Annotated in this window: 11 protein-coding genes and 4 tRNA genes; all 15 read left to right on the top strand. The window is 54.7% G+C overall.

All coding sequences use genetic code 11. The features are described from left to right. The first annotated feature begins 137 nt into the window (after positions 1 to 137). The 15 genes from birA to rpoB all read left to right on the top strand — a co-directional run bounded on the left by birA (position 138) and on the right by rpoB (position 11,757). Positions 138 to 1,097 carry a bifunctional biotin--[acetyl-CoA-carboxylase] ligase/biotin operon repressor BirA gene (birA, locus tag K0F88_RS29240; protein ID WP_219097511.1) on the top strand — a complete coding sequence of 320 codons (960 nt, stop codon included), beginning with the start codon at positions 138 to 140 and terminating at the stop codon, positions 1,095 to 1,097. Further along, positions 1,087 to 1,836, top strand: coding sequence for a pantothenate kinase (locus tag K0F88_RS29235; protein WP_219097510.1), 750 nt, complete (start codon positions 1,087 to 1,089; stop codon positions 1,834 to 1,836). The genes birA and K0F88_RS29235 overlap by 11 nt, the downstream gene beginning before the upstream one ends. Positions 1,837 to 1,843: 7 nt before the next feature. After that, positions 1,844 to 2,284: a hypothetical protein gene (locus K0F88_RS29230; RefSeq protein ID WP_219097509.1), complete on the top strand. Its 441-nt coding sequence runs from the start codon at positions 1,844 to 1,846 to the stop codon at positions 2,282 to 2,284. Between the two features lie 142 nt (positions 2,285 to 2,426). Further along, a tRNA-Tyr gene (locus tag K0F88_RS29225) sits at positions 2,427 to 2,511 on the top strand. A gap of 24 nt (positions 2,512 to 2,535) precedes the next feature. Next, positions 2,536 to 2,609, top strand: a tRNA-Gly gene (locus tag K0F88_RS29220). Between the two features lie 26 nt (positions 2,610 to 2,635). After that, a tRNA-Thr gene (locus tag K0F88_RS29215) sits at positions 2,636 to 2,711 on the top strand. An 83-nt stretch (positions 2,712 to 2,794) separates the two neighbouring features. Then, complete coding sequence (tuf, locus tag K0F88_RS29210; protein WP_010467251.1) at positions 2,795 to 3,988, top strand: elongation factor Tu; 1,194 nt, start codon at positions 2,795 to 2,797, stop codon at positions 3,986 to 3,988. Positions 3,989 to 4,041: 53 nt separating this feature from the next. Next, a tRNA-Trp gene (locus tag K0F88_RS29205) sits at positions 4,042 to 4,117 on the top strand. Positions 4,118 to 4,162: 45 nt separating this feature from the next. Continuing rightward, positions 4,163 to 4,531 carry a preprotein translocase subunit SecE gene (secE, locus tag K0F88_RS29200; protein WP_008145488.1) on the top strand — a complete coding sequence of 123 codons (369 nt, stop codon included), beginning with the start codon at positions 4,163 to 4,165 and terminating at the stop codon, positions 4,529 to 4,531. Positions 4,532 to 4,540: 9 nt separating this feature from the next. After that, positions 4,541 to 5,074 (top strand): transcription termination/antitermination protein NusG, encoded by a 534-nt coding sequence (gene nusG, locus K0F88_RS29195; protein ID WP_007896622.1) that lies wholly within the window; start codon positions 4,541 to 4,543, stop codon positions 5,072 to 5,074. 117 nt (positions 5,075 to 5,191) lie between these two features. Continuing rightward, positions 5,192 to 5,623, top strand: coding sequence for a 50S ribosomal protein L11 (rplK, locus tag K0F88_RS29190; protein WP_003210097.1), 432 nt, complete (start codon positions 5,192 to 5,194; stop codon positions 5,621 to 5,623). Further along, a complete protein-coding gene (rplA, locus tag K0F88_RS29185) occupies positions 5,623 to 6,318 on the top strand; it encodes a 50S ribosomal protein L1 (RefSeq protein WP_007896626.1) in 696 nt (231 codons plus the stop codon). Before rplK ends, rplA begins: the two co-directional genes overlap by 1 nt. Before the next feature lie 198 nt (positions 6,319 to 6,516). Further along, the gene (rplJ, locus tag K0F88_RS29180; protein WP_010467255.1) at positions 6,517 to 7,017 is read left to right on the top strand and encodes a 50S ribosomal protein L10; all 501 of its coding nucleotides are present in this window, start codon (positions 6,517 to 6,519) and stop codon (positions 7,015 to 7,017) included. An 80-nt stretch (positions 7,018 to 7,097) separates the two neighbouring features. Then, the gene (rplL, locus tag K0F88_RS29175) at positions 7,098 to 7,463 is read left to right on the top strand and encodes a 50S ribosomal protein L7/L12 (RefSeq protein WP_010467258.1); all 366 of its coding nucleotides are present in this window, start codon (positions 7,098 to 7,100) and stop codon (positions 7,461 to 7,463) included. Positions 7,464 to 7,683: 220 nt separating this feature from the next. Then, positions 7,684 to 11,757 (top strand): DNA-directed RNA polymerase subunit beta, encoded by a 4,074-nt coding sequence (gene rpoB, locus K0F88_RS29170; RefSeq protein WP_219097508.1) that lies wholly within the window; start codon positions 7,684 to 7,686, stop codon positions 11,755 to 11,757. Positions 11,758 to 11,777 lie beyond the last annotated feature (20 nt).

Genomic DNA, 11,777 nt, shown 5'->3' with positions numbered 1-11,777 from the left:
GATTAAATTCCGAAACCCCTATCTGCGTATGCAGGTAGGGGTTTTGTTTTTTTCGCAGGAAAATCTGGCTTCGGGGTTTCTATGCAACGGCTCGGGGCATGGCTATCATGCGGGCCTCATTGTGAGGCGAGACTTGCATGCTGACGTTGTTAAAGCTTCTTAAGGATGGCAAGTTCCATTCGGGTCAGGCCCTGGGCGTCGCCTTGGGCGTCAGTCGTAGTGCGGTATGGAAGCAGCTACAGCATTTAGAGGCTGAGCTTGGCTTGTCCATCCACAAGGTGCGCGGACGTGGCTATCAACTGGCTGCGCCACTGACGCTGCTTGATCCTGCCGGCATAAAAGAACAGGCGCCCTCATGCGACTGGCCTATTCTGCTCTTCGACTCAATTGACTCCACTAACGCTGAAGCCTTGCGCGCCATAGACCGTGGCCAGGCTGCGCCATTCCTGGTGCTCTCCGAGCGGCAGACTGCGGGTCGCGGCCGACGTGGGCGAAATTGGGCCAGTCCTTTCGCTGAAAACATCTATTACAGCCTCGTATTGCGCATCGAGGGCGGAATGCGTCAGCTCGAAGGGTTGAGTCTTGTGGTTGGGCTTGCTGTCATGCAGGCGTTGAGAGATCTCGGTATCCCGGGCGCGGGCTTGAAGTGGCCCAACGATGTTCTGGTTGGCCAGAAAAAGATCGCCGGGATATTGCTCGAGTTGGTGGGCGACCCTGCTGATGTGTGTCACGTGGTGCTGGGTGTTGGAATTAATGTGAACATGCAGGCAACCGATGAGATTGATCAGCAATGGACATCCGTGCGGCTGGAGTCGGGCAAGGTGTTTGATCGCAATCACCTTGTCGCGCAATTAGGGTTAATGCTTCAGAAATATCTGGCCCGTCATCAGACTGATGGGTTTTCCGCTATTCAGCGGGAATGGGAGCAGAACCATCTTTGGCAGGGGCGGGCAGTCTCGTTGATTGCTGGCGTCAATCAGATTGATGGTGAGGTGTTGGGTATCGATAATCAGGGTGCCTTGCGCTTGAAGGTAAATGGTGTGGAAAAAGTCTTTAGTGGTGGTGAGCTCAGCCTGAGGTTGCGTGATGATTCTTGAGCTCGACTGCGGAAACAGTTTTATAAAGTGGCGCGTTCTCCATGCGGATGCCAAGCAGGTGTTTGGAGAGGGTGTGGTGGATTCGGATCTCGCGTTACTGGAAAGCCTGAATCGACTTGAGGGGCTATCCCTCAAACAATGCCGGTTGGTCAGTGTAAGAACGACTGAAGAGACTGGTGTATTGACTGCTCTGCTGGCACAAGCGTTCTCAGTGTTCGCGATATGCGCCGCGCCAGCGCGCGAGATGGCTGGCGTCCGAAATGGTTACGAAGAGTTCGAGCGGTTGGGGCTTGATCGCTGGCTTGCGATGCTTGGTGGATTTCATCTTTCTCCAGGGGCTTGTCTGGTGCTCGATTTCGGTACGGCAGTGACAGCTGATTTTATTGCCGGGGATGGAGAGCATCTTGGTGGGTTTATTTGCCCTGGAATGCCTCTGATGCGCAACCAGTTGCGAACGCATACCCGCAAGATTCGCTATGGCGATATCGCTGCCGAGCGTGCGCTGGAAAGCCTCGTGCCTGGCCGCACAACTGTTGAGGCGGTTGAGCGTGGATGTTCGCTGATGTTGAGGGGGTTCGTCCTGACTCAGCTGGAAATGGCGCGTAGTTATTGGGGGGAGGATTTTGCGGTATTCCTCACGGGAGGCGATGCGGCGCTCGTCTCCGAAATCGTACCGGATGCCAGGCTGGTTCCAGACCTGGTGTTTGTAGGTCTGGCGATGGCATGCCCTTTGTCTTGAGGTACTTATGCGTTGGTTGTTCCTACTGTTGCTGGTTCTCAATATCTTCTATTACATCTGGCATCAACAAGAGGCCCCGCTGCGTGCGAAAGATGTAACGCCTTTGAGCTTGTATCGAGGATCACAGCAGGATATCCGTTTGCTAAGCGAGGCAACTGATACGGGGCGTGAGAAGGGAAAGTCGGCGTCGACGGACAGTGGCTGCCTTTATTTGGGTGGTTTTACTCGTCAGGAAGTCGCCTTGGCAGCTGAGCGCCGACTGGGTGGGATGGATATCAAGGTTCAATCCTTGCCAAAAGACCCCACTGATTTGGCTGGTTACTGGCTCCGTGTAGCACCTGAAAGCCGGCGTTTAGTGGATGATCTTCAGCTGCTAAACCTTTCCAAAGAATTCAATGAGTTAAAACATAAAATAATGCCGTGCGAGGGGGTTGCGCCTGCGGAATAGTTTGCATAGAATGGCGCCCGCTTCGCAGTGAAGACCTTCAACGGTCAACAGTACGAAGCGGTGTCAACGCAGCTAACCTCAGGTTTTTAATGAGAAAATGCTTGACAGAAGGTCGGCATGATATAGAATGCCGGCTCGCTTAGGAGGGGTTCCCGAGCGGCCAAAGGGATCAGACTGTAAATCTGACGTCTACGACTTCGAAGGTTCGAATCCTTCCCCCTCCACCATTTTTAGCGAGAGCTGCAAGCTTCGCGGGTATAGTTTAGTGGTAGAACCTCAGCCTTCCAAGCTGATGATGCGGGTTCGATTCCCGCTACCCGCTCCAAGTTTGCAGGTCCTGCAAGGCGTTACGCTCTTGTAGCTCAGTTGGTAGAGCACACCCTTGGTAAGGGTGAGGTCAGCGGTTCAAATCCGCTCAAGAGCTCCATATAACAAGGCAGATATGAAAATATCTGCCTTTGTTTTAATGGAGGGTATTACTGTTTAATTCTTCTGCTGGGGGTTGCTTCGATGGCTAAGGAAAAGTTCGAACGTAATAAGCCGCACGTCAACGTAGGCACCATTGGTCACGTAGACCACGGTAAAACTACCCTGACCGCTGCGCTAACCCGTGTCTGCTCCGAAGTCTTCGGTTCGGCAAAGGTTGACTTCGACAAGATCGATAGCGCCCCAGAAGAAAAAGCACGTGGTATCACCATTAACACTGCTCACGTTGAATACGATTCGGCCGTGCGTCACTACGCACACGTTGACTGTCCAGGTCACGCCGACTACGTAAAGAACATGATTACCGGTGCTGCTCAGATGGATGGCGCTATCCTGGTTTGCTCGGCTGCTGATGGTCCGATGCCGCAAACTCGTGAGCACATTCTGTTGTCTCGTCAGGTTGGTGTTCCGTACATCGTTGTCTTCCTGAACAAGGCTGACATGGTTGACGATGCCGAGCTGCTGGAACTGGTTGAGATGGAAGTGCGCGATCTGCTGAGCACTTACGATTTTCCGGGTGACGACACTCCGATCATCATTGGTTCGGCGCTGATGGCGTTGAATGGTCAAGACGACAACGAGATGGGTACCACTGCCGTCAAGAAGTTGGTCGAGACGCTGGATACTTATATTCCGCAGCCTGAGCGTGCTATTGATAAGCCGTTCCTGATGCCGATCGAGGATGTGTTCTCGATCTCCGGTCGTGGCACCGTTGTGACTGGTCGTGTTGAGCGCGGCATTGTCCGCATTCAGGAAGAAGTTGAGATTGTTGGTCTTCGTGACACTGTCAAAACTACTTGCACTGGTGTTGAAATGTTCCGCAAGCTGCTCGACGAAGGTCGTGCTGGCGAGAACTGCGGCGTGTTGCTGCGCGGTACCAAGCGTGATGATGTTGAGCGGGGCCAGGTTCTGGTCAAGCCGGGCACCGTCAAGCCGCATACCAAGTTCACTGCTGAGGTTTACGTTCTGAGCAAGGAGGAGGGCGGGCGTCATACTCCGTTCTTCAAGGGCTACCGTCCGCAGTTCTACTTCCGTACTACTGATGTGACTGGTAACTGCGAATTGCCGGAAGGCGTCGAAATGGTGATGCCAGGTGACAACATTCAGATGACTGTCACCCTGATCAAAACCATCGCGATGGAAGATGGCTTGCGTTTCGCTATCCGTGAGGGCGGTCGTACCGTCGGCGCTGGTGTTGTAGCCAAAGTTATCGAGTAAATTGTTGTAATGTCTTTTTCGGGCCGGCATAATGGTCGGCCTGATTTTGTTTTAGGTCAGTAGCTCAATTGGCAGAGCGACGGTCTCCAAAACCGTAGGTTGGGGGTTCGATTCCCTCCTGACCTGCCAGATTCACTTGGTGTATCTGGCTTTCTTTTCACAGGATCTTCATAGATGACTCCTAAAGCTGAAGCTCAAGGCTCTCGCTTCGATCTGCTCAAGTGGCTTGTAGTAGTCGCCTTGGTGGTTGTTGGCGTTGTTGGCAATCAGTATTACTCTGCTTCGCCGATCCTGTACCGCGTACTTGCATTGCTCGCCATTGCTGCCGTAGCTGCCTTTGTAGGCCTGCAGACAGTCAAGGGCAAGTCTTTCTTTGTACTGGTTAAGGAAGCACGCACCGAAATTCGTAAAGTCGTATGGCCAACTCGCCAAGAAACCACGCAGACCACGCTGATTGTTGTGGCTGTTGTTCTGGTTATGGCGTTGCTGTTGTGGGGGCTTGATTCCCTGCTCGGCTGGCTTGTTTCCTTGATTGTCGGCTAAGGGTGTCCCGTGGCTAAGCGTTGGTACGTTGTGCATGCTTACTCCGGTTACGAGAAGCATGTCATGCGCTCGTTGGTAGAGCGCGTAAAGCTGGCTGGCATGGAAGATGGCTTTGGCGAGATTCTGGTTCCCACTGAAGAAGTGGTTGAAATGCGTAATGGCCAGAAACGCAAAAGCGAACGCAAGTTCTTCCCAGGTTATGTGCTGGTTCAGATGGACATGAATGAGGGTACTTGGCACTTGGTCAAGGATACTCCTCGGGTGATGGGTTTTATCGGCGGTACCGCTGATAAGCCTGCGCCGATCACTGATAAAGAGGCAGAAGCGATTCTGCGTCGCGTTGCTGATGGTAGCGACAAGCCGAAGCCGAAGACGTTGTTCGAGCCGGGTGAGTCGGTGCGTGTCAATGACGGTCCGTTTGCCGATTTCACCGGCACGGTCGAAGAAGTTAACTACGAAAAGAGCCGGATCCAAGTGGCAGTGCTCATTTTCGGTCGTTCTACTCCGGTAGAGCTAGAGTTCAGCCAGGTCGAAAAAGTCTAGCTGAGCAAGGATCCCAACCCCGCAGCCCTAGGCTGTGGGGTTTTGTCGTCACTGGGATAAACGCGCAAGTAACCGGGGAGCCTTTCGAGGCGTTCGAACCCGTAATTGGAGTGCCTCATGGCCAAGAAGATTACCGCTTACATCAAGCTGCAAGTGAAGGCCGCTCAGGCTAACCCAAGCCCACCTGTTGGTCCTGCTTTGGGTCAGCACGGCGTGAACATCATGGAATTCTGCAAGGCTTTCAACGCCCGTACTCAGGGTATTGAGCCAGGCCTGCCGACTCCAGTGATCATCACTGTCTACAGCGACCGTAGCTTCACTTTCGAAACCAAATCCACACCTGCTTCGGTTCTGCTGAAGAAAGCTGCTGGTCTGACTAGCGGTTCCGCTCGTCCGAACACCGTTAAGGTTGGCACCGTTACCCGTGCTCAGCTGGAAGAAATCGCGAAAACCAAAAACGCGGATCTGACTGCAGCTGATATGGACGCGGCCGTGCGTACTATCGCCGGTTCTGCTCGTAGCATGGGCCTTAACGTGGAGGGTGTGTAATGGCTAAGTTGACCAAGCGTCAAAAGGCTATCGCCGGCAAAATCGAAGCAGGCAAGTCCTACAACTTTGTAGACGCTGCTGCTCTGCTGGCTGAGCTGTCGACCGTCAAGTTCAGCGAGTCGTTTGACGTTGCTGTAAACCTGGGTGTTGACCCGCGTAAATCTGACCAGGTCGTTCGTAGCGCTACTGTGCTGCCACACGGCACTGGCAAGACCGTTCGCGTTGCTGTGTTCACCCAGGGTCCAGCTGCTGAGGCCGCTTTGGCTGCCGGCGCTGACCGTGTAGGTATGGACGATCTGGCTGCCGAAATGAAAGGCGGCGATCTGAACTATGACGTAGTTATCGCATCCCCGGATGCAATGCGCGTTGTTGGTCAGTTGGGTCAGATCCTGGGCCCACGCGGCCTGATGCCTAACCCTAAAGTCGGCACCGTAACGCCAGACGTAGCTACCGCGGTTAAAAACGCCAAGGCTGGTCAGGTTCGTTATCGCACCGACAAAAACGGCATCATCCACACCTCCGTTGGCAAAGTCGGTTTCGACGCCGTCAAGCTGAAGGAAAACGTTGAAGCCCTGATCGCTGATCTGAAGCGTATCAAGCCAGCTTCCTCGAAAGGTATTTACGTCAAGCGCGTTACCCTGAGCACCACCATGGGTCCAGGCCTGGTCATCGACCAAGGTTCGCTCGACGCGTAAGACACAGGTTGGCGCAAGCGATTGCGCCAATTGAAAGATTGGGGTCCCTGCCTGGCGGGGGCTATCCAAGACCGTAGGCGACGCAAGTCTTAAACCTCAAGCCTACGCAGATGGTGCTCCCGGTTCCTTACCGAATCAGACACCAAAACGACATCTGGCCTCGGTTGGATGAAACGGTAACAAGCAGGAGTTTTTCCCGTGGCAATTAAACTTGAAGACAAGAAGGCCATCGTCGCTGAAGTCAACAAGGCTGCCCAAGTTGCTCTGTCCGCTGTCGTGGCTGATGCCCGTGGCGTAACAGTAGGCGCTATGACCGGACTCCGTAAAGAGGCTCGTGAAGCTGGCGTTTACGTACGTGTTGTACGTAACACCCTGCTCAAGCGCGCCGTTGCTGGCACTCAATATGACGTGCTCAACGACGTGTTCACTGGCCCGACCTTGATTGCATTCTCCAAAGAACATCCGGGCGCTGCTGCTCGTATCTTCAAAGAGTTCGCTAAAGGTCAGGATAAGTTCGAGATCAAGGCAGCTGCGTTCGAGGGCAAGTTCCTCGCGGCTAATCAGATCGACGTACTGGCAAGCCTGCCGACCCGTGACGAAGCAATTTCTCAGCTGATGAGCGTGATTCAAGGCGCAACCAGCAAATTGGCTCGTACTCTGGCGGCTCTTCGCGACCAGAAAGAAGCCGCTGCAGCCTAAGGCTGAGCGACACCTTTCAGCGTTTATTGTTTATTTCGATGGCCGCGTAGGCTGTCACCCCAATACAGGAATTTATAGTCATGTCTCTGACTAACGACCAAATCATCGAAGCAATCGGCGAAAAATCCGTTCTGGAAATCGTTGAGCTGATCAAGGCAATGGAAGAGAAGTTCGGCGTTTCTGCTGCCGCTGCTTCCGCTGGTCCAGCTGCTGTCGCTGCTGTTGTTGAAGAACAAACTGAATTCAACGTCATGCTGCTGGAAGCTGGCGAGAAGAAAGTTAACGTGATCAAGGCAGTACGTGAACTGACCGGTCTGGGCTTGAAAGAAGCCAAGGCAGTAGTTGACGGCGCTCCTGGCATGGTTCTGGAAGCTGTTTCGAAAGACGCAGCCGACAAAGCCAAAGCCACTCTGGAAGAAGCAGGCGCTAAAGTCGAGCTGAAGTAAGCATCGACTTTGCTCCTCCAGCCCGAGCGTTAAGCGAAAGGCTGATGGCTGGTGGCTCTTGCCACCGGCCTTTTTCCGTTATTGGCAGCCGACTGGGTCGGTGCTGGTAACGAGCTGTAACCACCCGATGCGGTGGCGCAAACCATGGGGTTTGCACGATTTTCTGGCTGCTCCCGTCGGGAGGGGCCAAACAAGCAGGTGACCAAGCTGGGGAACGCTGATGGCTTACTCATATACTGAGAAAAAACGTATCCGCAAGGACTTTAGCAAGTTGCCGGACGTCATGGATGTGCCGTACCTCCTGGCCATCCAGCTGGATTCGTATCGTGAATTCTTGCAAGCGGGAGCGACTAAAGATCAGTTCCGCGACGTGGGCCTGCATGCGGCCTTCAAATCCGTTTTCCCGATCATCAGCTACTCCGGCAATGCTGCGCTGGAGTACGTCGGTTATCGCCTGGGCGAACCGGCATTTGATGTCAAAGAATGCGTATTGCGCGGTGTAACTTACGCCGTACCTTTGCGGGTAAAAGTGCGCCTGATCATTTTCGACAAAGAATCGTCGAACAAAGCGATCAAGGACATTAAAGAGCAAGAAGTCTACATGGGTGAAATCCCCCTGATGACTGAGAACGGTACCTTCGTAATCAACGGTACCGAGCGTGTAATCGTTTCCCAGCTGCACCGTTCCCCGGGCGTGTTCTTCGACCACGACCGTGGCAAGACGCACAGCTCCGGTAAACTGCTGTACTCCGCGCGCATCATTCCTTACCGCGGTTCGTGGCTGGACTTCGAGTTCGACCCGAAAGACTGCGTGTTCGTGCGTATCGACCGTCGTCGCAAGCTGCCTGCATCGGTACTGCTGCGCGCGCTCGGCTATACCACTGAAGAAGTGCTCGACGCGTTCTACACCACCAACGTTTTCCACTTGAGCGGCGAAACCCTCAGTCTGGAACTGATTGCTTCGCGTCTGCGTGGTGAAATCGCTGTTCTTGATATTCAGGACGAGAAGGGCAAGGTCATCGTTGAGGCTGGTCGCCGTATTACTGCGCGCCACATCAACCAGATCGAAAAAGCCGGTCTCAAGACCCTGGAAGTGCCTCTGGACTACGTCCTGGGTCGCACTACCGCCAAGGCCATCGTGCATCCGGCAACCGGCGAAATCCTGGCAGAGTGCAACACCGAGCTGAACACCGAGATCCTGGCAAAAATTGCCAAGGCCCAGGTTGTTCGCATCGAAACGCTGTACACCAACGATATCGACTGCGGTCCGTTCGTCTCCGACACTCTGAAGATCGACTCCACCAGCAACCAATTGGAAGCGCTGGTCGAGATCTATCGCATGATGCGTCCTGGCGAGCCGCCAACCAAAGACGCTGCCGAGACTCTGTTCAACAACCTGTTCTTCAGCCCTGAGCGCTATGACCTGTCTGCGGTCGGCCGGATGAAGTTCAACCGTCGTATCGGTCGTACCGAGATCGAAGGTTCGGGCGTGTTGTGCAAGGAAGATATCGTCGCGGTGCTGAAGACTCTGGTCGACATCCGTAACGGTAAAGGCATCGTCGATGACATCGACCACCTGGGTAACCGTCGTGTTCGCTGCGTAGGCGAAATGGCCGAGAACCAGTTCCGCGTTGGCCTGGTACGTGTTGAGCGTGCGGTCAAAGAGCGTCTGTCGATGGCTGAAAGCGAAGGCCTGATGCCGCAAGACCTGATCAACGCCAAGCCAGTGGCTGCGGCGGTGAAAGAGTTCTTCGGTTCCAGCCAGCTTTCCCAGTTCATGGACCAGAACAACCCGCTGTCCGAGATCACCCACAAGCGTCGTGTGTCTGCACTCGGCCCTGGCGGTTTGACTCGTGAGCGTGCTGGCTTTGAAGTTCGTGACGTACACCCGACTCACTACGGTCGTGTATGCCCGATTGAAACGCCGGAAGGTCCGAACATCGGTCTGATCAACTCCCTGGCGGCCTATGCGCGCACCAACCAGTACGGCTTCCTTGAGAGCCCGTACCGTGTGGTGAAAGACGCTCTGGTCACCGACGAGATCGTGTTCCTGTCCGCCATCGAAGAAGCTGATCACGTGATCGCTCAGGCTTCGGCCACGATGAACGACAAGAAAATGCTGATCGACGAGCTGGTAGCTGTTCGTCACTTGAACGAGTTCACCGTCAAGGCGCCGGAAGACGTCACCTTGATGGACGTATCGCCGAAGCAGGTAGTTTCGGTTGCAGCGTCGCTGATCCCGTTCCTCGAGCACGATGACGCCAACCGTGCGTTGATGGGTTCGAACATGCAGCGTCAAGCTGTACCTACCCTGCGCGCTGACAAGCCGCTGGTCGGTACCGGCATGGAGCGTAACGTAGCCCGTGACTCCGGCGTTTGCGTCGTGGCTCGTCGTGGTGGCGTTATCGATTCCGTCGACGCTAGCCGTATCGTGGTTCGTGTTGCTGATGATGAAGTTGAAACCGGTGAAGCTGGTGTCGACATCTACAACCTGACCAAATACACCCGTTCCAACCAGAACACCTGCATCAACCAGCGTCCGCTGGTGCGTAAAGGTGATCGGGTTCAGCGTAGCGACATCATGGCTGACGGCCCGTCCACCGACATGGGTGAACTGGCACTGGGTCAGAACATGCGCATCGCGTTCATGGCCTGGAACGGTTACAACTTCGAAGACTCCATCTGCCTGTCGGAACGAGTTGTTCAAGAAGACCGCTTTACCACGATCCACATTCAGGAACTGACCTGTGTGGCGCGTGACACCAAGCTTGGGCCAGAGGAAATCACTGCAGACATCCCGAACGTGGGTGAAGCTGCACTGAACAAGCTGGACGAAGCCGGTATCGTTTACGTAGGTGCTGAAGTAGGCGCAGGCGACATTCTGGTAGGTAAGGTCACTCCGAAAGGCGAGACTCAACTGACGCCGGAAGAAAAACTGTTGCGTGCCATCTTCGGTGAAAAAGCCAGCGATGTTAAAGACACCTCCCTGCGTGTGCCTACCGGCACCAAGGGTACGGTCATCGACGTACAGGTCTTCACCCGCGACGGCGTTGAGCGTGATGCTCGTGCACTGTCGATCGAGAAGACTCAGCTCGACGAGATCCGTAAGGATCTGAACGAAGAGTTCCGTATCGTTGAGGGCGCCACTTTCGAACGTCTGCGTTCCGCTCTGGTCGGCCACAAAGCCGAAGGCGGCGCCGGCCTGAAGAAAGGTCAGGACATCACCGATGAAGTTCTCGACGGTCTTGAGCATGGTCAGTGGTTCAAACTGCGCATGGCTGAAGATGCTCTGAACGAGCAGCTCGAGAAGGCTCAGGCCTACATCGTTGATCGCCGCCGTCTGCTGGACGACAAGTTCGAAGACAAGAAGCGCAAACTGCAGCAGGGCGATGACCTGGCTCCAGGCGTGCTGAAAATCGTCAAGGTTTACCTGGCAATCCGTCGCCGCATCCAGCCGGGCGACAAGATGGCCGGTCGTCACGGTAACAAGGGTGTGGTCTCCGTGATCATGCCGGTTGAAGACATGCCGCACGATGCCAATGGCACCCCGGTCGACGTCGTCCTCAACCCGTTGGGCGTACCTTCGCGTATGAACGTTGGTCAGATCCTTGAAACCCACTTGGGCCTCGCGGCTAAAGGTCTGGGCGAGAAGATCAACCGGATGATCGAAGAGCAGCGCAAAGTCGCTGAACTTCGTAAATTCCTCGACGAGATCTACAACCAGATCGGCGGTCGTAACGAAGATCTGGATAGCTTCTCTGACCAGGAAATCCTGGATCTGGCGAAGAACCTGCGTGGCGGCGTTCCAATGGCCACTCCAGTGTTCGACGGCGCGAAAGAAAGCGAAATCAAGGCCATGCTGAAACTGGCAGACCTGCCAGAAAGCGGCCAGATGCAGCTGACCGACGGCCGTACCGGCAACAAGTTCGAGCGCCCGGTTACTGTTGGCTACATGTACATGCTGAAGCTGAACCACTTGGTAGACGACAAGATGCACGCTCGTTCTACCGGTTCGTACAGCCTGGTTACCCAGCAGCCGCTGGGTGGTAAGGCGCAGTTCGGTGGTCAGCGTTTCGGGGAGATGGAGGTCTGGGCACTGGAAGCATACGGTGCTGCTTACACTCTGCAAGAAATGCTCACAGTGAAGTCGGACGATGTGAACGGCCGTACCAAGATGTACAAAAACATCGTGGATGGCGATCACCGTATGGAGCCGGGCATGCCCGAGTCTTTCAACGTGTTGATCAAGGAAATTCGTTCCCTCGGCATCGATATCGATCTGGAAACCGAATAACACGTGACGCGAATCGAGAG

This window comes from Pseudomonas sp. UMAB-40 (genome assembly GCF_900095275.1).
GTDB lineage: Bacteria > Pseudomonadota > Gammaproteobacteria > Pseudomonadales > Pseudomonadaceae > Aquipseudomonas > Aquipseudomonas mandelii_B.
Note: the sequence above shows the minus strand (reverse complement) of the source record. Positions and strands in the feature narration are given on the sequence as shown.

Excerpts from the sequence above, each read along its gene's own strand:
- birA (WP_219097511.1), top strand. The coding sequence starts at position 138 with ATGCTGACGTTGTTAAAGCTTCTTAAGGATGGCAAGTTCCATTCGGGT.
- K0F88_RS29235 (WP_219097510.1), top strand. The coding sequence starts at position 1,087 with ATGATTCTTGAGCTCGACTGCGGAAACAGTTTTATAAAGTGGCGCGTT.
- K0F88_RS29230 (WP_219097509.1), top strand. The coding sequence starts at position 1,844 with ATGCGTTGGTTGTTCCTACTGTTGCTGGTTCTCAATATCTTCTATTAC.
- tuf (WP_010467251.1), top strand. The coding sequence starts at position 2,795 with ATGGCTAAGGAAAAGTTCGAACGTAATAAGCCGCACGTCAACGTAGGC.
- secE (WP_008145488.1), top strand. The coding sequence starts at position 4,163 with ATGACTCCTAAAGCTGAAGCTCAAGGCTCTCGCTTCGATCTGCTCAAG.
- rplK (WP_003210097.1), top strand. The coding sequence starts at position 5,192 with ATGGCCAAGAAGATTACCGCTTACATCAAGCTGCAAGTGAAGGCCGCT.
- rplA (WP_007896626.1), top strand. The coding sequence starts at position 5,623 with ATGGCTAAGTTGACCAAGCGTCAAAAGGCTATCGCCGGCAAAATCGAA.
- rplL (WP_010467258.1), top strand. The coding sequence starts at position 7,098 with ATGTCTCTGACTAACGACCAAATCATCGAAGCAATCGGCGAAAAATCC.
- rpoB (WP_219097508.1), top strand. The coding sequence starts at position 7,684 with ATGGCTTACTCATATACTGAGAAAAAACGTATCCGCAAGGACTTTAGC.